Consider the following 17,499-nt stretch of genomic DNA (forward strand, 5'->3'; position numbering starts at 1 on the left):
CCGGTCGTCTTACTTTTTATTGCACGTTTATTTCCGGGAAGCAAAATGAAATCTCGCGTGAGTTGTGGACGGGGAACTTTCATAAAATTGTCGTCGACTATTGATCTGCAGTCGTGGAATTCGCGCACTATTCAGCCGGACGGCAGCAATGATTTGCTGGCGTGCGGCACCGGAGTTGGTGGTTAGCCATGAGTGTTGTAGCCGGCGGCTTACCGCGGGACTGGTCCGAACGTTGCGACGATTCCGATCCCATTTCGATAGACAAGCTCGGCGCCTTTCCAGCCGGTAACGGCGAGCGGACCAATAGCGGCAACGAGCGCCAATGCGACCACCAGATGCGCTTTCTTGCCTTGAGCTGCCCTTCCGGCGTCCAACACTGCGATGAACCCCATGTCAGTCTCCTGCTGGTGAAAGGCTGTAGTCGCCTGCGGCCCCAAGCCCCGTCACGAGAGCGAGTTCTACAAGGCGACGATCGGCACCGCGGCCCGTAAGCACGGCAACGAGGTTGATGGTCTCGGCGATCAGGGCGCGCGGAACCGTGATGACGGCTTCCTGAATGAGCTGCTCTAGCCGCCGTAGCGCACCGAGCGCACTGCCCGAATGAATGGTGCCAATGCCGCCGGGGTGACCGGTGCCCCACGCCTTGAGAAGGTCGAGCGCTTCGGCGCCGCGGACCTCGCCGATCGGGATGCGGTCAGGACGCAGTCGCAGTGAGGACCGGACGAGGTCAGACAAGGTGGCTACGCCGTCCTTGGTCCTTAGCGCTACGAGATTAGGCGCCTTGCATTGAAGTTCGCGCGTATCTTCGATCAGGACAACACGATCGGAGGTCTTGGCAACTTCGGCCAGAAGCGCGTTGGTCAAGGTGGTTTTGCCGGTCGAGGTGCCACCGGCCACCAGGATATTCTTGCGGCTGGCGACCGCATTCCTCAGGGCGTCGGCTTGCCCGGACGTCATGGTTCCGGTGGCAACGTAGTCGTCGAGCGTGAAGACAGCGACCGCGGGCTTGCGGATGGCGAAAGCAGGGCCAACAACGACCGGAGGCAACAGGCCTTCGAACCGTTCGCCGGTTCCGGGAAGTTCGGCCGAGACGCGTGGCGAGCTTGCGTGCACCTCCGCGCCTACATGATGCGCCACCAGACGAACGATGCGCTCGCCGTCCGCCGCAGACAAGGTTTCGCCGGTGTCAACCAAGCCACTCGAGAGTCGGTCAATCCAAAGCCGCCCATCGGGATTGAGCATGACCTCGACGATCGCGTCGTCCTCCAGGTAGCCTGCGATTGCCGCGCCAAGTGCGCTTCGCAGCATTCGCGCGCCGCGCGAACTCGCTTCCGATTGGATGGAATGGATTGCCACCGACGTCCCCACCGAATGAGGACCTCCACAGCGGGCCCTCAGGTGGGGACGATTAGAAAAGGCACCAATGGGCTTGGCGCAACGAGCGCTTTCGGTGATCGTAGACTGGCGTAGAAAAAGAAAGACCGAGAACCGGTGTTTGAGGCTTACTCAATCGCATCGGGTCGCTTGCGAGTTGCTGCTCACCACTCGGCCTCATCATACGCGCTCATAGTAATGACCGGGCCGGCGCTATTCATTCAATCACCGCAACGTCCGCGTGCGGTGTGATCGGGTCAAAGCGCTACACGCGATTACGTATACTGGTATTTTATACGCGATACCGTATATTTCTCTGTATACGCATCCACGTATATTGACCTTTTATACGCGTCCGCGTATCAAACTCCAATGGATACAATCGCTCGCACCCCGCAGCAGCTTGGCGCCGCCATTAAGCGGCACCGCCGGCAAAAAAAACTCACCCAGGGCGGCCTAGGCGACAAGATGCACGCGCGCCAAGCGACTGTCTCGAAGCTGGAGGCCGGCGAACCAGCGACGCAACTGCGCATCCTCATGGATGCGCTGGCCGCGCTCGACCTGGAACTGGTCCTACGACCACGCACGAAGGTGTCGGCCAAAGCCATCGAGGATCTGTTCTGATGGGACGCCGTCCTATCCGAGCGCCTCTCAACGTCTACCTGAACGCTCGTCTGGTCGGGCGGCTGCGGCGGGAGAGCAGCGGCGCCATCGATTTCCAATACGACGCAGCCTGGCTGGGATGGGAGAACGCCATCCCGGTCTCGGTATCGATGCCTCTACGCGAAGACCGCTATATCGGTGACCCCGTCATTGCAGTCTTCGATAACCTGCTTCCCGATAACGACGACATCCGCCGGCGTGTCGCCGAACGCGCGCATGCCGGAGGAGCCGATGCTTACAGCCTGCTTTCCGCGATCGGCCGCGACTGTGTCGGCGCCCTGCAATTCCTTCCGGATGGAACGGCACCCGGAGCGGCGGGCGCGATTGACGCTCGCGTCGCGAGCGACCAGGACATCGCGGCGATCCTTGCCAATCTCGCCAACAATCCGCTCGGCATCGGTCCCGATCAGGAATTTCGTATCTCTCTGGCTGGAGCCCAGGAAAAAACCGCCCTTCTCTACTGGAAGGACAAGTGGCATGTGCCGCACGGCACGACCGCCACCACGCACATCATCAAACCGCAGATCGGCAGGTTACCGAACGGCGTCGACCTGACCCACAGCGTTGAAAACGAGCATCTCTGCCTGAAGCTCGTCGCCGCGCTCGACTTGCCCGTCGCCAAGTCGCGCATCGTTGATTTCGCGGGCCGGCGCGTGCTCGCCATTGAGCGCTTCGACCGCACATGGGCGCACGACGGACGGCTTCTGCGCCTGCCACAGGAAGATTGCTGTCAGGCGCTTTCCGTCCCGCCCGGGCGCAAATACGAATCGGACGGCGGCCCGGGCATCCGAAATATCTCTGATCTCCTCAAAGGCAGCGATACACCGGCGACCGACCAGGCGACCTTCTTCAAGGCACAAATCGTTTTCTGGCTTCTGGCGGCTACTGACGGCCACGCCAAGAATTTCAGCATCCACCTCTCGCCCGGCGGACGATTCGTCCTCGCCCCGCTGTACGACATCATCTCAACGCAACCGAGCCTCGATGCCAAGCAGATCACGCAAAACCAGATGAAGCTCGCCATGGCGATCGGCAATAGTCGCCACTACGTGGTACACACGATTCTTGGCCGACATTTCGTGCAAACCGCAAGGACTTGCGGCCTGCCCGACAGCGTGGTTCGCGGTATCATCGAAGAGCTCGCGGATACGGCTGGCGCGAAGATCGACGCAACGATTGCGAAGCTGCCGAAGGATTTCCCGCAGGCGATGGCAGAATCCATCGCGACCGGCGCCAAGCGACGCCTCGACAGCCTCGTCACGACGGAGAGTGGCGCTTAGGTCGCGCGGGTCACCACTCCACCTCGCGGTCCGATTGCTCGCAGAAAATGCTTGCTTCGACCACGTCGAAAGCACTGACCGGCATGGCGGAAGGGACTGAATTCATCCAGCAAGCAAAGGATTGGATCCAAGGTAGCCCGAACCAAACCAACGCCGCGATCTGCAGCGCTGCGTTGAGACTGAACGCGACTTGATAAGCCAAGATCGACCTATGGCCGTCGTTCGTGGACCATTGCTGTAGGATCAGTCCGGTCGCATATTGTGCCAGAAATGCCCAACCAAAGTGCAAGACGTTCAAGGCGCCATTGGCACGGCCGGCAAGCTCCGACGGAAAGTAATCAGCTATCACGGCAAAGCTGACCACAGTTGCCGTTCCGATGATTGCGACAACCGACCAGGGCAAGATGGACGGCAGAGGTACTCGCAGGATCAAGGCTAGCTCGGCTGCGATAAATAGCACGGCCACCATCGCGAATATCGTCTCAGCCGTGAGGCCTGTTCGTTTGACGTGATGGATCGTCATACCGAACAACCAGGCACCGCCGCTGAGTACGATCGACATGATGAACAGCTGTCTGACGAGGCCTGCGCGATCGAGGCCCTCCACGTCTGCAAGCCACGGTGATGCCCACAATCCCTGCAGCGACCAAGCTGAACCAACGCAAGTCGCCGACAACGGGGCTATCCGCCAGAAGCGCCTGTCGCTGAAAACGGATCCCAGGGTGGCGGAGACTGGTGCTTTCGATGGGATAACGCGCTGCTCAGGAACTACGACATAGATGAGGATCGCTGTGGCACCGGTCGCAGCCGCCAGGACCTCAAAGAGCTGCCGCCAGCCCATCCAAGCGAGCAGGTGTTCGACGGGAACTGTGGCGGTCACCGCTCCTAGTGATCCCAGCATGATCATGTAGCCGTTGAGCAAGGCGACTCGCTCCCTGGGGAACCAAAGGATGATGGACTTAAGTCCTGCCGTCAGCGCCCCCGCGACGCCAAGCCCGATCATCGCACGCGCGATCAAAAACGACAGGAAGCCGGTCGATACGGCGAACAGTCCGGCGCCCAGTGCTGCGAACCAGAACAGCGCGCTCTGGACCCGACGCGGACCAAAGCGGTCCAACAATATACCGACCGGGATCTGAGCCGCCGCGAAGACCAGGAAATAGACTGACGTAAGCAGTCCGAGGTTGGCTGACCCAAGCCCGGCATCCGAGCTGAGATCACTCACGATCAAAGCGTTGATCATCCGAAACAGATACGAAAGATAGTAGCCAGCAGCAAACGGTAGAAATACGCGCACGGTGAGACGCCACGTCCTTGTAACTTGCATGCCGGCCTTCTTGCTCATCAACTCATTCGAGCCGATAGCGCGATCGGCTTTTTATAGGATCGGCTAAATTGCTGCGGTCGTAGGCTGGCGTAGAAAAAGAAGGGTTCGCGCGATGGCGCATAGAGAGCGATCAGTCAGGTCCGCCGGCGGGCTCCTGACGGACGATATCTTCCGGTATCTCACGCAGAAAGCTCTGCCCCTTTTGCAAACGACGCCCGAGCGCCTCGACAAATCCTTCAAACCGCTCCCGGCCTTTTGCCTGCGCAGCCGCCTGCGCGTCGTTCGGTAGCGGTGGCGTAACCGTCAGCCAGAAACGGACGAAGAGAGCCAGCGTCTCGGCCGTTAAACCGACGTCTCGCTCCAGTCTCTGCAGCTGACGCGACAGTCGATCCAGGCGACGGGTAAACGCCGCCTCCCGCCTGTCCGATCCATCCGGCGACAGAAACGAAGCAACGGCCGCCTCCACGATCGCAGACCGGGAGAGCTTCTGGCGATCGGCCAGATCCGAGATCTGCTTCAGAAGCTCTGGCGGGAAATACACGTTCATCCGGTCGCGCATATTGCCTCAGAGCTCCATGCCGTCATTCGGGTCCATGGCGGCTTGACGGGCGACGCCGCGCATTTGCTGACGGAGAAGCCGGGACTGGCGGACCGCGTCCTCGTCGTCGTCAAGAACGACGGCAAATTCCTCGGCTGGCGTCGGTTCCTCCGTCTCCTTGGCGATCGCGACGTGATCGGGGAGTTCGGGCTCGCGACGAAGGCCGCTATTCGCCGAATCTTCCTCCGCTCGCCCCCTTTCGGTTGGAAGCGACGCCGGCTTGGGCGCTCCCAATGCAGACCATCCGTCCGTTCGCGGTGACCGGCCGGATGCGGCTGGATTGGGCGGCGGCAAGACCCGCTCGGTAAACCGCCGATCTTCATAGTAGCGAGCCTTCCGAGCTCGAATGGGCGCCGTCCCCGCCACCATGACGATCTCGTCCATTGGCGAAAGCTGCATGACCTCGCCTGGTGTCAGCAGCGGCCTTGCCGTCTCCTGCCGTGAGACCATGAGATGCCCCAGCCATGGGTTCAATCGGTGCCCGGCATAGTTCTTCATCGCCCGCATTTCGGTCGCCGTACCAAGCGCATCGGACACACGCTTCGCGGTCCGCTCGTCATTGGTCGCAAAGCTGACCCGGACGTGGCAGTTATCGAGGATCGCATTGTTAGGCCCATAGGCCTTCTCGATCTGATTGAGCGACTGCGCGATCAAGAAACTCTTGATGCCGTACCCCGCCATGAAGGCGAGCGCGGACTCGAAGAAATCAAGTCGCCCTAGCGCCGGGAACTCGTCGAGCATCATCAGGACGCGATGGCGGCGGTCGCGGGCGTGCAGGTCCTCGGTCAGGCGTCGGCCGATCTGATTCAGCACCAGGCGGATCAGTGGCTTGGTTCGTGAGATATCCGAGGGGGGCACGACCACGTACAGCGTGGTGGGGCGGCTATCTGCGATCAGATCGGCGATCCGCCAGTCGCAGCGGCAGGTCACCTGGGCCACGACGGGATCGCGGTACAGCCCGAGGAACGACATTGCAGTGGACAGGACGCCTGAACGTTCATTCTCGGATTTGTTGAGAAGTTCGCGGGCGGTCGAGGCGACCACGGGATGCGCACCCTGCTCGCCAAGATGCGCGGTGGTCATCATCGCCTTCAGCGTCGCCTCGATCGGTCGCTTCGGGTCGGACAGAAAGGCGGCAACGCCGGCCAGGGTCTTATCCGCCTCGGCATAGAGGACATGGAGAATGGCGCCGACAAGGAGCGAATGACTGGTCTTCTCCCAATGGTTTCGCTTATCGAGCGAGCCTTCGGGGTCGACCAGAACGTCCGCCACGTTCTGAACGTCTCGAACCTCCCACTCCCCGCGCCGCACCTCGAGCAGTGGATTGTAGGCCGAGGATTTCGGGTTGGTCGGGTCGAACAACAGGACGCGGCCATGCCGCGCGCGAAAGCCCGCGGTCAGTTGCCAGTTCTCGCCCTTGATGTCGTGAACGATGGCCGACCCCGGCCAGGCCAGGAGGGAGGGAACGACAAGGCCGACACCTTTGCCCGACCGGGTGGGCGCAAAGCACAATACGTGCTCCGGTCCGTCATGGCGGAGGTAGTCGCGGTCAAGCTTACCGAGCACCACGCCATCTGGACCGAGGAGCCCCGCCGCTCGAGCCTCTTCCGCATCAGCCCAGCGCGCCGAACCATAGGTCTCGACGTTCCTGGCCTCGCGCGCCCGCCAGACGGACATGCCGATCGCCGCCGCGATCGAAATGAATGTCCCCGACGCCGCGATGAAGGCGCCCTCAACAAAGACCTGAGGCGCATAGGCGTCGTAGACGAACCACCACCAGAAGAAGACCGGCGGATAATAGATCTTGAAGCCCGCCAGCTCGAACCAGGGCCGCCCAAGTTCCGGTTGGAAGGCGAGCCGCCAAGCTGTCCATTCGGTTGCTCCCCAGATGGCCAGCAAAACGATCAGGCCGACAACGATCACCTGTCCCCAGAGGATCTTGGTTCCGGACATCGACCAACCTTCCATACTGGTGAGATAGCTAGAGGCCGAGGTCGCGCTTGCGACCAAAGCCCAATTCGATACCGCCGCCGTCCTTCACCACGCCGGTGACGTGTTGGCCGAGCCTCTTCTCGAGCTCGTGCGACCAAGGCACGAGTTGGAAACCCAGCCCGTTATCGATCATGGCGAAGCGCCCCGAGGAGAGCGTCAGGCGCTGGCGGTACGTACCTGCCACATGCTCCCCGGAGGCCGCCTTCACGTAAGGCAGGCCGGTGTCGGCCGAGACTCTTGCGGCCACCTCGTCCAGTTCACATCGGCGCAACGTGTCCAGAAGGCCGCGCTGCAAGATGATGCGTTGGCCCTGCCGCCGCGCCAGACCTTCCTGAACCAGATGCTCGGCACGGGCTTCCATGGCGTTGCGGGTCTCGCGGCCGAATCCGCCCGTGGCGAGCGGCATGGGATCGCGTTCGACCAGCCTGTGGTCGAGCCAGGTCGCTCCTTTAGCCGTGACCTGCCCACCGAGATCGAGATCGGAACGGGTTGCCAGCACAATGGTCGGCCGCGGATCGCCGGCCTGACCGAAGCGTCGCACTTCGACGATGCCGCCGACCGGCGGAGCATGTTCGAAAGCTTCGATGCCACGGAAGCGCACGTGGTGCGCGCGTCCGTCTGTTCCGTCGATCAGGGCATAGGCCTCGCCCGTCAGTTCGTCATGCAATCCACGGTCGACCAGCCGTCCGATGACTTGGGACGTCGGCTGTCCGCCCTCGATGACAAAGTCGGCAACGCCGCGCGCTTCCCCACGCTCGGTAAAGGCGCGATGCATCGTCTTGATGATGTCGCCGCGCATCCCGAGGTCACGCAGGCTACGCTCGGCCTCGAGCCCGACCATCCATTCCCCCGGTGCGCTGGATGCGGCAAGGCCCATCTTCTCCAGATGTTGAAGGCGGCCGACCATCAGGCGCCGAATCTCGGGATCGGACTTGCCGGGATTCTTGGGGCGAAGATCGATAGTGCCAGTCTCATCCGCCGCCAGCCGGATCTCGCGATCGAGCCGCGTCCATCGTTCCACTGTTACTTCGCGTTCCAGGGAATTGCGGATCTCGTGATCGGGCTTTGGACCGAGTTCGATCGCAATCAGTTCCTCGGCGCGTGAGCGCAGGCCTTGGCCGATGTAGTCGCGGGAGATCACGAGATCGGCCCCTTCCTGATCCACCCCCCGAACGAGCAGGTGGACGTGAGGGTTGTCAGTATTCCAATGGTCGACAGCCACCCAATCGAGCCGCGTCCCGAGATCGGTCTCCATCTGCCTGGCGAGATCGCGGGTGAACGCCTTCAGGTCGGTCATGTCGCCGGCATGCTCTGGCGAGACGATGAACCGGAAATGGTGCCGGTCGTCCTTGCACCGGTCAGCAAAGGCCGCGCTATCGGCACGGTCGCAGCCCTCATCGAACATCTCGGCTCTCTCGCCGCTTCGGGTCACGCCGTCGCGCTTCAGATATGACAGGTGGGCGGTCAGCGGGGCTGAACGGAAGGCTCGCCCTTTGTGACGAACCACGCGCGCCTTCACCACAACGCGCCGCGTCGGGCTGAACAATCTGGCGCGGCTAAAGGCGAGGCGTCCGCGGCCAAACGTGGAGCGCCCATAGGCCGCCGAACGCCTGCCCGCCGCGGTCTGACCCGAGGTGTGTCCCGCTTTCTTCGCCGCCCGCAGCACCTGACTGATGAAGCTCTTTTGCTTTGGCGCGCGTGTACTGCGGATGCGCCCGGGCCGAACACGCAGATCGCTGTCGCCTGCGGTCATGCCCGGGCCTCCAAGCGAGCGAAAGCGCCTACAGTGCCGAACTTGTCCTTAATTGTATTGTTCAAAATGCAAAGCGCGGCACGCGCGCCGACCGACCGGCACGCCGGAACGCAAGCCATGCCAATGGCTTTCGGTTCGACCGGCGAGCCCCTTTTATCTCGCCGTCCTGCTGTCGTGTTTGTCCACCGCTCTCCCCATTCCGCCCATTCTTCTCCAGAGCACGCCAACGCATGCGAGCTTGCGCGTTCCATCATTGCGCGCCTCCCGCATCAGATCTCGCGACAAACAACCCTGTTGCTTGTGGCACAATGGCCGAGACGTCGTGCACGGAGGCAATCGTCGGAGCCCGTTTCGGTGGACGCCTGGCAGCGCTCTTTGGGCCTTCAGGCCGCACAACGAAGAGCGCTCCCGCGGATGACCGCAGACGAGCGACTGCGCTGGAAGTAGTAAGGTCGCTGCCGATGACTGGCGCGAGCTTCAGCAAATAGGCTTCGGTCTCTGCTGGCAATGGGCGGCCGGCAAGACGCTCATCGTAACGAGCAGGCCCCGCGTTGTAGGCTGCAAGCAAGCCCGGCGCACCGTAACGGTCGCGCAGTTCGCGCAGGTACGCCGTACCTGCAAGTATGTTGTCATGAGGATCATAGGGGTCGTTGCCGAGGTCGTACCGCAGACGCAGCTCCGCCCAGGTTTCCGGCACGATCTGCATCAACCCCATGGCGCCCCTGGGTGACTTGGCGCGCACCTCTCCGGCGCTTTCGACGTCTATGACTGCCAGTATCCAGCGCACCGGGATGCCGAAACGACGCGAGGCGGCCTCAACGAAATCCGCAAATGAATTGCCAGTTCGGTAACTCGCTGTAGGGTCTGCCGGTCGCGTCTCGGCGAGAGCAGCAGCGTTAGTCTCGGTTAGTGCCACGAACAGCAGTACGGCAGCGCACAGGCTCATCTCGGACAAATGCAAGCGTGCCGGCGCGCTCGCGCCTGTCCCGCGAAAAGCAGCTTCGCGCCGGCCTTTCGGTCGCCCTGGACCGCCTCTGCGCGCGTCGGCCTTGCAAGCTTTGGCCGGGACGGAGGAATGGTCCTGCACTTGATCGAACAGAGGAATGGAAGGACGGAAACGTAGAATACGCACGATCACTCCTCCCACGTCCACACCGGGAGGGCACGGCCGATCACGGCCGATGCCGGAAGAACTCCAAAATATCGGCCGTCAAGCGAGTCGTCTGACTGCCAGTTCATGAGGAACAGCTCACCGTCGCCAACCACGCGACAACCCTGCCATTTCGGCAGCGGCCGGCCACGACCATCGCGCTCTCGCGCCTCGCCCATCACAATGTCATCGACCGAAATCGTGAGCCCGCTTCGGCAGACCGTCTGCCCGGGCAGCGCTAAGACCCGCTTGAGCATGGGGATGCCGACCGGCAGATAGCCGTTCAAGTCCAGAAAGGTCGCAAGCAGTTCCGGCGGCTGAACGGCGACCAGCTCAGTGACCTGGAACCGTTTTGCCGGTCGCAGCCGATAGAGACCGATTGGTACGCTCGCTGATGCATTCCAAATGTAGAGTGGAAGCGGCTCCAGGACGGTTGTCGCGACAAGCGCAGCAGCGGCTCCGAATGTTGCAGTCAGCGTCTTCCTCATCGCATCACCTTCTGACGATGACGCCAGGCTTGGTGGCGTGCCTTCGTGTAAGGGCGGGGGTTTTCGTTGACGGACAGGCGATTATGAACGTGATGCCAATGATCAGGCGCGACGGCGGCAGGATCGATGCCGAGTGCCTCAACGGCATCGATCATCTGCAGCACGCGCTCGACCTTCGGCCAGCCGGACAGACGTAGCAAAATCTCTCCGCCGGGTGTCACATAAGGGACGGTAGAGCAGCGCTGTGCCGGTGCAACCGCGCGCAAGATGTCGATCCGCGAAATGATCGTGCCAAAATCGTTGGAAGTCCAACGGACGAAGGCAAAGATGCTGCCGGGCGCAAATGACAGGACACGCCGGTGACGATCAAGCTTCCGTTCCTTGACGATGCGGCCGAACCGAATGCGGTTTTCGATGCGCTTCTCGAGCCACAACACTTCCACTTCCGTGAGATCGCTCATGCGGCGGCTCCCTGACGCTGGAGCTGGTAGCCGTGAGCTTGAGGCTCGGTGGAGAGTGTGCGTGGCCTGCAAAGGCAGGCTGAACTGTCGGACTGCCGTTGCCGAGCGCCGCCAACGTGGCTTTCGGCCTGCTCCGTTAGAAGAAATCCGAAGGATTTCTGGTTAGTGAAGTTAGACCAGCGGGAAGGCGCGGAAAAACAAGCTCTTAAGCTCGATTTCGGTCCCCGATAGCACCAGGATCGTGTCCCCGATAGCACGAGGGTTGCGGTCCTCGATAGCACGAGCTGATTCACAGGTTGTCCTCCGAATTTGGAATGAGACCGCGGCGGCGCAAGCGTGCCGTTAAGGGATCAACAGGCGTAGGTGCGAAGTTCAGTCGCTCCGTACCTTTCGGATCGCGCGTGAGCGCGAGCTGATAGCCGCGCAATGTCTGGCGCTGGACGATCTGGCGGACGTCGTAAGCAAAGAGCTTGAGCGGCGAGATGATGCGGGACTTGGCATAGAGGTGCACAAGATCAAAGCTCCAGCCGCCATCTTGGCGTCCACCGTGCTTGCGCACGAGCCGGTAAAGCCACCGCTCAAGCCCGCCCGTGAGATCGAAATAGGCGCGGTCGATTGTCAGAACGAGTGCGTCATCGATGACGCCGGCATAGAACCAATTCGGCAGGATCAGCTCGAGCCCAAATGGACGACCCTTTGCATCGGACGTCTCCTTCCACTCGTTGATCCAGGAGAAGCGATGCCGCCGGCGCTCTGCCGGCTGGCGGATCGAGGTCATCACGGTCGTTGACTGATGTCTGTCGAGACCTGCCTTCAGCCGGTCATAGTCGCTTGCGCTGGTGCCGCGGCCTACAAACGTCAGAATTTCGTAAGCCGTTGCAGCCATCAGGCACGACGGCTTTAATCCGGCGTTACGAGCTTCAACGATCTGGGAAGCGGCCGAGATCAGAACGTCCGCATCCCAAATGGTCGCCATGCCCTGTTCCGGCACCGCTTGGACACGAATTGCGATCGCGCAGGCACGGAAGTCGATCGGTGCAATCCGCTTCGTTTTTGCAAGCGAGAAGAACGGATAAGCCATCAGATCCTGCGCATCGCGCGGCGCGAGATCCCCTGGGAGCGCCCGAAAGAGCTTAAGGTGGTCACGCTCGGAATGTTGTTTGCGCCGCATGGTCACTGCCCTCACGCGACGATCAGCGACGTTCCTGGCCCGCATACGGGCGTAGCACCGGGTGCTTCTTAGCCGGAAGAACAGTGCCCTTGCCGGGATCCGACGTTGACGTCTTGGCGCCCAGATCAACCCATGCCTTCAGATCATCCAGGGCGTAGACAACACGTCCGCCAATCTTCCGATACGTCGGGCCGGTGCCGTACGTCCGGTGCTTCTCAAGCGTGCGTCCCGAGAGACCAAGATAACGCGCGGCCTCCGGTGTACGCAGGAAGCGCGGGGGCAGTCCGGTCATCGCATCGGGCATTTGAGCACTCCAAGGTGACGACGCACCGCGCATGGCGGGGTCGGCGTATGTGCGGTCATCATGGAGAAGCGCGGTCTCGGAGGGGGATGCCGAATATCGAGGGGTCGATTTTCGGCACCCCAGCAAGGACGCTACTCGTCCCTGCGCCTGGGCCGAAGCAGCTTGCGATATCCGCCGCGCACAAATGCGAGGCCGCTTTGTACAAGGCGACGGGTTCGGCTGCGCAGATCGTGTGTTTTCCAGCCGCGATCCGATATGCGCGGCTTGCCAAACAGAGCTTCTGCGATGTTGCGATAAGTCGCGCCAGTGAGATACGCCGCGGCCGCGCGAAGGGCTGCGCACAGTCGTTCACGCCGCTGTTTGGGAACGCGATGAAACGGAGGCCCTGGCGCGCGTCCATTCATCGCGCGCCACAGTCGCGTGGCGGCATGCGCGCGCGCCTCCAAATCGCCGTCAAACGGCAACTCGGCCACACAGCGAGCGCCTGCGATCAGCGGCTGTTTCGACCAGATGCGATGCTCCACTGAACCGATTTGCAGCACGGCGTGCCAGCCGTCAGCGGCTCGGCGCACCTGACCAGATGCAAGATCAAGCGGCGCCTGAGGCGTTGGGCTTTGACCAGGCGTTGAAGCGGTTACAGTGACCGGGACGACGGTCGGGAGAACTTCGGGCGCCCAAAAGATTGTCTGCTCGTGGAACGACCTCTGGGGGTCATGGGCGAAAGCAGAGGCCCCACCTCCTCCTGAACTCCTCGGTCACCGCGCCATCTGAGTTGTTAACGATGATCGCATCGTAGTCACGTTGGTAATCCACGTTCATACGAAGACCTATCCAGGCGATTTCAGTGATCTCGGCGTTCTCTAGGCTCTTAAACGAATCCGGCGACCGCCAGTCGAATTCAGGCATTGCTTCCGCCCCATTGCACTTAACGAACAAGGATTGCGGCGCAATAATTATGAACGAGGCGGTTGAAGGAAGCCCCTAGTTTGGCACCACGTGGTGCATGAGAATGACCACCGATTAGCGGGAGAAAATCGTTCTTGCTGCAATCTCCAGCCAGCGATTTTCTTCTATTTTGAGCCGGCGCCGCGTAAAAGACGTCCCTGCTCGGTGACCCATTTTGCGCGTGCAAGATGACTCTGATATGCGGTCCGCGCACGCTCCGGCTCTCGCTCTGGATCGATATGCAGGACGATTCGAGTGACCTCCTGCCAGTCCGCTCCCTGACCCTCCGCCTGCAAAAGGCGAATGTACGTGACGACATGCTGTTCGTCATAGGCCGTAAGCACCGGGTCATTCGGCGCACAGTCCGCCACACCTGGATCGAGGGAGGGTTTCTGCATCATACCCGCTTTAAAACTCCCAGAAACTACGCCATGGTTTGGTCGCAATCCAGACCTCCGTTGCCCGTTAGAATCCTGGATGTTCATTCAGCAGATCGGCAGCCAAAGGCGGCCGCGCTCATGGCTGACAATGGATAGCACGTTTTGATACGAATAGGAACGATCGTTCCTAGAACGATCGTTCCGGCTCAGTTCCCATATCGCCATGGATCTCAAAGAGATCATGGCTGTGAACCTGCGTCGGAAACGCCACGATCTACAAATGACGCAGGAGGAACTGGCCGAGCGCGCGTGTTTAAGCGCGCGTTACGTCGGCGCCGTCGAGCGCGGCGATGTATCGGCAAGCGTCACCGTGCTCGGGCAAATTGCTGAAGCTTTGGGGGTCGAACCGGGTGACCTGCTCAAAAAGGTTGCGCGGCTTAGCAAATCGTAAGCTGGCTCAGGTCAGCGCGCCCCGCCCGGCGGACCGGACGGGGCTTGGTGGGGTGCTCTTACTCGCCGTTTTTGCGCGGCCGCGACCAGAGCAAGGTGTAGCCTTCACCGCCTTCGTCATCGAACAGGTTCGCGTAGATCGGCGCGTTGAATGAGGGGTCGTCGAGCTTGAGCGAGAGGTAGTCGCGGCCTTCCTCCGAGCGCTTCGACCAAGCTGCACCGATCTCCGCCCTGCCCACGTAGATGCGGTGGCTAGGAGCGTTGTCGTTGGAGCGGTTGGTCTCGGCGACGATACGGACGCCCCTGGCTTGCAGGCTCAGGGTGACGATCTCGCCCTGGAAATCGTTGCCGACCTTCTTGAAGGAACCGATGTTAGCCATGTCACTTCTCGTGCGCCAAGAGTGACGGGTGGAGTCCGTCACGCGCACTTGTTGCCCCTGCGGGGTGGGAGACCCCGCAGCCCACGTGCCGCAAGCACGGGGGTTGAAGCAGACGGGTGAGGTAAGCCGGGTGCCTCCGGCGAGCCATAAATGAGCAGAACCCGTCAAAGTCGGACGACCCGGGACTTCCGTCCGAGGCTGGTCCGGCGAGCGTACCTGCTACGGAAAGAGTTATCGAACCGATGTTTGAAGCCTCGTTGCAACATGGAATCCGCCGAACCGGAAGTGGGCGGATCGGTCGAAGGACCGGAGGAGTGCCGATCTCCGCTGAGTGGACGGGGATCAGGGACGTGCGTGATCGCGCACGTCAGCCAGCGGCCCAGCTTGCGGTGACCGTTGGCCGGAATCCTCACGGGGTAGAGTCGGTCCCTAAGGCAGGTGAAGGGACGTCAGGTGAACTTGGGAACCTTGCCGTGTTCTCTCGCGCCGGATGGCGCGAGATGATCGAGGCGACCGATGATTGGCGCGGCAGGGGGCGGAGTCTTCGTATTAGTCGGAGGGCGGGAAAGCCGTCCACATGGCGAAGGGAGACAGTGGGTGAAGCAAGCCGGCAGGAGGCGGGCCGATGAGGCCCGGCGCGGTGAATACCGCGTTCGTCCTCGACATGCAGCGCAAGCTTCACAGGTGGAGTGTCGCGAATGCCGAAAAGGTGTTCGCGGATCTGTTTAACATCGTATGCGACCGCAGGACGCTTTTGGAAAGCTGGCGTCGGTTGACCCGTAACAAAGGCAGCCGCACACCGGGTACCGATGGCGTCACGCGGAAGACGGTCGAAGAGCGGCTGGGCGGTGCAGTACGGTTCATCGACGATATCCGCGATGAACTACGCAGCGGCACCTATCGGCCCGAGCCTGTCCGGCAAAGGCTGATCCCCAAACCGGGTAAGCCCGGCAAGGTGCGTCCGCTCGGCATTCCGACGCTCAAAGACCGACTGGTGCAAATGGCTTTGAAGCTCGTGCTGGAGCCGATCTTCGAGGCGGACTTCTATCCGACCTCCTATGGCTTCCGGCCCGGCCGGAGCACCCATGACGCGCTGGCGAAAATCCAGCGACGACTGCACCCCACACCCAGCGGCACTTCCGAGTACCGCTTCGTGATCGAGGGTGACATCAAGGGCTGCTTCGATGCCGTCGATCATCATGTGCTGATGGAGCGTGTGCGCCGACGCATCGGGGATCGCAAGGTCCTCAGGCTCGTGCTCGCCTTCCTAAAAGCTGGTGTCATGATCGAGGGCACCGTCCGCCACCCTGTTACGGGCACCCCGCAGGGCGGCATCATCTCGCCGTTGCTGGCCAACGTCTATCTGGCGGCCATCGACGAGAGATACGGACGGTGGTCGATGCGCCCTCGCGAACGACCGCAGAATGCAGCCGACCGGCGGCTTTACGATCGCCGGAGAAACAGGCCGACATTCTACGCCGTACGTTACGCCGACGACTTCGTCGTGCTGACGGACGGGACCCGCGAGGAAGCAGAAGCCGAAAAGTTTGCGTTGGCGCAGTTCCTCAAAACGGAATTGCGCATGGAACTGTCGATGGAAAAGACCAGGATCACCGGCGTCGGGGAAGGCTTCGACTTCCTCGGCTATCGAGTGGTGCAGACCAAGGCACGCCGCACCGGTCGTATGGTCGGTAATCTCTTCATTCCGAAGAGCAAGCTGAAAGACCTGCGCCACAAGATCAAGGTCAGGGTGAGGGCGACGCCGACAGGCCAGGCCCTTGCCGATCTCATCGACGATCTCAACCCGGTCATCACCGGATGGCGAAACTACTACCGCTACGCCACGTGGGCCACGCGGGACTTCGCCAGTCTGGATTGGTGGCTGTGGGAGCGCATCGGGCGATGGCTGCACAGAAAGCATCCTAAGACGACGTGGCAAGAACTGCGTCGTCGCTTCCAGGCAACAGCGCCCGACAGCCGCTGGCGATGGGTCGACGGACCGAAATCGCTGCGGTTCTTCCGGGAAGGCGGATCACTCCACTTCCCGCACCGGGGCATACGCATACCGAACGGATGGAACGATCCTGGCGAGAAGTTCCGCAAAGGAGCCGATCGCTTCTGGGCGTCGTTCAACACCCTCATGGACGCGTGAGGATCACACGCGGCGTAAGCCGCGCATGGAGAGCCGGTGGCTTGGAAACTTGCACGCCCGGTTCGGCGAGAGGGGCGCAGAAACCATCCGTCGCAAGACGGACAGGCGCTGTGCCCCTACTCTACCTGTTGTGTTTCGAGCCCGCGACCACCGCGGCCTCAATGGCGATCTAAAGGCCGAGGACGATCGGCGACGCACCCGCTTCAGGGCCGGAGCGCAGCGGAGGACGCCGTTGTGGCGACTTTCTTGTCTCGCGAGGAATGGGCGAAGCCCAGGGGAAGAAAGTCGCATCAACGGCGTTGCGGCTCAGACGATCGAAGCGCAGCCGGTCTTCGGCCAGATCAAGCCATCAAAGAGGCCACTTGGTCTGCGTGCTGAACCGCAATCTTGAGGAGAAGACTGGCGAATCTCGGTTGTGCTGCACAAGGGCTTGGTACGGTTCGGCGCAGAAAGAGAAACCATCCGCTGCAAACGACGGTGTTGTCTCCGAAGGACTGACCAGGGGCGACACGCCGCACTATCGCGGCAATGTGGATCGGACTTAAACGGCCGCGGCTTGGTCGAGGATCTCCGAGAAGAGCTGCTCCTCCCCACACAGGTCCCGCCCCCGTTCAACGCCCCGATCTATGGC

19 protein-coding genes are annotated in these 17,499 nt (G+C 61.6%); 4 read left to right on the plus strand and 15 right to left on the minus strand.

Going from position 1 to position 17,499, the window contains the following annotated elements; all coding sequences use genetic code 11:
• Positions 1-209 precede the first annotated feature (209 nt).
• Complete coding sequence (locus tag BRA1417_RS0131645) at positions 210-392, minus strand: hypothetical protein (RefSeq protein ID WP_027519215.1); 183 nt, start codon at positions 390-392, stop codon at positions 210-212.
• Position 393: 1 nt separating this feature from the next.
• The gene (gene trbB, locus BRA1417_RS0131650; protein ID WP_027519216.1) at positions 394-1,308 is read right to left on the minus strand and encodes a P-type conjugative transfer ATPase TrbB; all 915 of its coding nucleotides are present in this window, start codon (positions 1,306-1,308) and stop codon (positions 394-396) included.
• A 438-nt stretch (positions 1,309-1,746) separates the two neighbouring features.
• On the opposite strand from trbB, the gene BRA1417_RS0131655 reads away from it, so the two are divergent.
• Both BRA1417_RS0131655 and BRA1417_RS0131660 read left to right on the plus strand, forming a co-directional pair.
• A complete protein-coding gene (locus tag BRA1417_RS0131655) occupies positions 1,747-1,998 on the plus strand; it encodes a helix-turn-helix domain-containing protein (protein ID WP_027519217.1) in 252 nt (83 codons plus the stop codon).
• On the plus strand, positions 1,998-3,317 hold the full coding sequence (locus tag BRA1417_RS0131660) for a type II toxin-antitoxin system HipA family toxin (protein WP_027519218.1): 1,320 nt from the start codon (positions 1,998-2,000) through the stop codon (positions 3,315-3,317). The genes BRA1417_RS0131655 and BRA1417_RS0131660 overlap by 1 nt, the downstream gene beginning before the upstream one ends.
• A 10-nt stretch (positions 3,318-3,327) precedes the next feature.
• On the opposite strand, the gene BRA1417_RS0131665 is transcribed toward BRA1417_RS0131660, so the two are convergent.
• The 12 genes from BRA1417_RS0131665 to BRA1417_RS0131720 form a co-directional block, all read right to left on the minus strand.
• The gene (locus BRA1417_RS0131665) at positions 3,328-4,662 is read right to left on the minus strand and encodes a nitrate/nitrite transporter (protein ID WP_027519219.1); all 1,335 of its coding nucleotides are present in this window, start codon (positions 4,660-4,662) and stop codon (positions 3,328-3,330) included.
• A gap of 112 nt (positions 4,663-4,774) precedes the next feature.
• Entirely contained in the window at positions 4,775-5,203 is a 429-nt protein-coding gene (locus BRA1417_RS0131670; RefSeq protein WP_027519220.1) for a ribbon-helix-helix protein, CopG family, read from the minus strand.
• A 6-nt stretch (positions 5,204-5,209) separates the two neighbouring features.
• Positions 5,210-7,195, minus strand: coding sequence for a conjugal transfer protein TraG (locus BRA1417_RS0131675; protein ID WP_027519221.1), 1,986 nt, complete (start codon positions 7,193-7,195; stop codon positions 5,210-5,212).
• A 28-nt stretch (positions 7,196-7,223) separates the two neighbouring features.
• The gene (locus BRA1417_RS0131680) at positions 7,224-8,987 is read right to left on the minus strand and encodes a DUF3363 domain-containing protein (RefSeq protein ID WP_027519222.1); all 1,764 of its coding nucleotides are present in this window, start codon (positions 8,985-8,987) and stop codon (positions 7,224-7,226) included.
• 250 nt (positions 8,988-9,237) lie between these two features.
• The gene (locus tag BRA1417_RS0131685; RefSeq protein ID WP_245286298.1) at positions 9,238-10,125 is read right to left on the minus strand and encodes a lytic transglycosylase domain-containing protein; all 888 of its coding nucleotides are present in this window, start codon (positions 10,123-10,125) and stop codon (positions 9,238-9,240) included.
• Positions 10,122-10,625: a S26 family signal peptidase gene (locus BRA1417_RS0131690; protein ID WP_027519224.1), complete on the minus strand. Its 504-nt coding sequence runs from the start codon at positions 10,623-10,625 to the stop codon at positions 10,122-10,124. Before BRA1417_RS0131690 ends, BRA1417_RS0131685 begins: the two co-directional genes overlap by 4 nt.
• Positions 10,622-11,086, minus strand: coding sequence for a DUF2840 domain-containing protein (locus tag BRA1417_RS0131695; protein WP_027519225.1), 465 nt, complete (start codon positions 11,084-11,086; stop codon positions 10,622-10,624). Before BRA1417_RS0131695 ends, BRA1417_RS0131690 begins: the two co-directional genes overlap by 4 nt.
• A gap of 289 nt (positions 11,087-11,375) precedes the next feature.
• On the minus strand, positions 11,376-12,257 hold the full coding sequence (locus tag BRA1417_RS0131700; protein WP_027519226.1) for a replication initiator protein A: 882 nt from the start codon (positions 12,255-12,257) through the stop codon (positions 11,376-11,378).
• 22 nt (positions 12,258-12,279) lie between these two features.
• Positions 12,280-12,561 (minus strand): AlpA family transcriptional regulator, encoded by a 282-nt coding sequence (locus BRA1417_RS0131705; protein WP_027519227.1) that lies wholly within the window; start codon positions 12,559-12,561, stop codon positions 12,280-12,282.
• Between the two features lie 131 nt (positions 12,562-12,692).
• Positions 12,693-12,965 (minus strand): DUF2285 domain-containing protein, encoded by a 273-nt coding sequence (locus BRA1417_RS45770; protein ID WP_245286373.1) that lies wholly within the window; start codon positions 12,963-12,965, stop codon positions 12,693-12,695.
• Between the two features lie 307 nt (positions 12,966-13,272).
• Positions 13,273-13,467 (minus strand): transcriptional regulator domain-containing protein, encoded by a 195-nt coding sequence (locus BRA1417_RS0131715; protein ID WP_027519229.1) that lies wholly within the window; start codon positions 13,465-13,467, stop codon positions 13,273-13,275.
• Between the two features lie 164 nt (positions 13,468-13,631).
• Positions 13,632-13,904: a hypothetical protein gene (locus BRA1417_RS0131720; RefSeq protein ID WP_027519230.1), complete on the minus strand. Its 273-nt coding sequence runs from the start codon at positions 13,902-13,904 to the stop codon at positions 13,632-13,634.
• 205 nt (positions 13,905-14,109) lie between these two features.
• Here BRA1417_RS0131720 and BRA1417_RS0131725 point away from each other — a divergent pair, with 205 nt between their 5' ends.
• Positions 14,110-14,337, plus strand: coding sequence for a helix-turn-helix domain-containing protein (locus BRA1417_RS0131725; RefSeq protein WP_027519231.1), 228 nt, complete (start codon positions 14,110-14,112; stop codon positions 14,335-14,337).
• A gap of 58 nt (positions 14,338-14,395) precedes the next feature.
• Here BRA1417_RS0131725 and BRA1417_RS0131730 read toward each other — a convergent pair whose 3' ends face one another.
• A complete protein-coding gene (locus tag BRA1417_RS0131730; RefSeq protein WP_018458991.1) occupies positions 14,396-14,716 on the minus strand; it encodes a DUF736 domain-containing protein in 321 nt (106 codons plus the stop codon).
• A gap of 625 nt (positions 14,717-15,341) precedes the next feature.
• Here BRA1417_RS0131730 and ltrA point away from each other — a divergent pair.
• Positions 15,342-16,868: a group II intron reverse transcriptase/maturase gene (ltrA, locus tag BRA1417_RS0131735; RefSeq protein WP_027515706.1), complete on the plus strand. Its 1,527-nt coding sequence runs from the start codon at positions 15,342-15,344 to the stop codon at positions 16,866-16,868.
• Positions 16,869-17,499 lie beyond the last annotated feature (631 nt).

Source organism: Bradyrhizobium sp. WSM1417 (genome assembly GCF_000515415.1).
Classification (GTDB): Bacteria; Pseudomonadota; Alphaproteobacteria; order Rhizobiales; family Xanthobacteraceae; genus Bradyrhizobium.

Bases quoted from the DNA above. Each gene is read 5' to 3' on its own strand.
- BRA1417_RS0131645 (WP_027519215.1), bottom strand. From the start codon at position 392: ATGGGGTTCATCGCAGTGTTGGACGCCGGAAGGGCAGCTCAAGGCAAG.
- trbB (WP_027519216.1), bottom strand. From the start codon at position 1,308: ATGCTGCGAAGCGCACTTGGCGCGGCAATCGCAGGCTACCTGGAGGAC.
- BRA1417_RS0131655 (WP_027519217.1), top strand. From the start codon at position 1,747: ATGGATACAATCGCTCGCACCCCGCAGCAGCTTGGCGCCGCCATTAAG.
- BRA1417_RS0131660 (WP_027519218.1), top strand. From the start codon at position 1,998: ATGGGACGCCGTCCTATCCGAGCGCCTCTCAACGTCTACCTGAACGCT.
- BRA1417_RS0131665 (WP_027519219.1), bottom strand. From the start codon at position 4,662: ATGAGCAAGAAGGCCGGCATGCAAGTTACAAGGACGTGGCGTCTCACC.
- BRA1417_RS0131670 (WP_027519220.1), bottom strand. From the start codon at position 5,203: ATGCGCGACCGGATGAACGTGTATTTCCCGCCAGAGCTTCTGAAGCAG.
- BRA1417_RS0131675 (WP_027519221.1), bottom strand. From the start codon at position 7,195: ATGTCCGGAACCAAGATCCTCTGGGGACAGGTGATCGTTGTCGGCCTG.
- BRA1417_RS0131680 (WP_027519222.1), bottom strand. From the start codon at position 8,987: ATGACCGCAGGCGACAGCGATCTGCGTGTTCGGCCCGGGCGCATCCGC.
- BRA1417_RS0131690 (WP_027519224.1), bottom strand. From the start codon at position 10,625: ATGAGGAAGACGCTGACTGCAACATTCGGAGCCGCTGCTGCGCTTGTC.
- BRA1417_RS0131695 (WP_027519225.1), bottom strand. From the start codon at position 11,086: ATGAGCGATCTCACGGAAGTGGAAGTGTTGTGGCTCGAGAAGCGCATC.
- BRA1417_RS0131700 (WP_027519226.1), bottom strand. From the start codon at position 12,257: ATGCGGCGCAAACAACATTCCGAGCGTGACCACCTTAAGCTCTTTCGG.
- BRA1417_RS0131705 (WP_027519227.1), bottom strand. From the start codon at position 12,561: ATGCCCGATGCGATGACCGGACTGCCCCCGCGCTTCCTGCGTACACCG.
- BRA1417_RS45770 (WP_245286373.1), bottom strand. From the start codon at position 12,965: ATGAATGGACGCGCGCCAGGGCCTCCGTTTCATCGCGTTCCCAAACAG.
- BRA1417_RS0131715 (WP_027519229.1), bottom strand. From the start codon at position 13,467: ATGCCTGAATTCGACTGGCGGTCGCCGGATTCGTTTAAGAGCCTAGAG.
- BRA1417_RS0131720 (WP_027519230.1), bottom strand. From the start codon at position 13,904: ATGCAGAAACCCTCCCTCGATCCAGGTGTGGCGGACTGTGCGCCGAAT.
- BRA1417_RS0131725 (WP_027519231.1), top strand. From the start codon at position 14,110: ATGGATCTCAAAGAGATCATGGCTGTGAACCTGCGTCGGAAACGCCAC.
- BRA1417_RS0131730 (WP_018458991.1), bottom strand. From the start codon at position 14,716: ATGGCTAACATCGGTTCCTTCAAGAAGGTCGGCAACGATTTCCAGGGC.
- ltrA (WP_027515706.1), top strand. From the start codon at position 15,342: ATGAGGCCCGGCGCGGTGAATACCGCGTTCGTCCTCGACATGCAGCGC.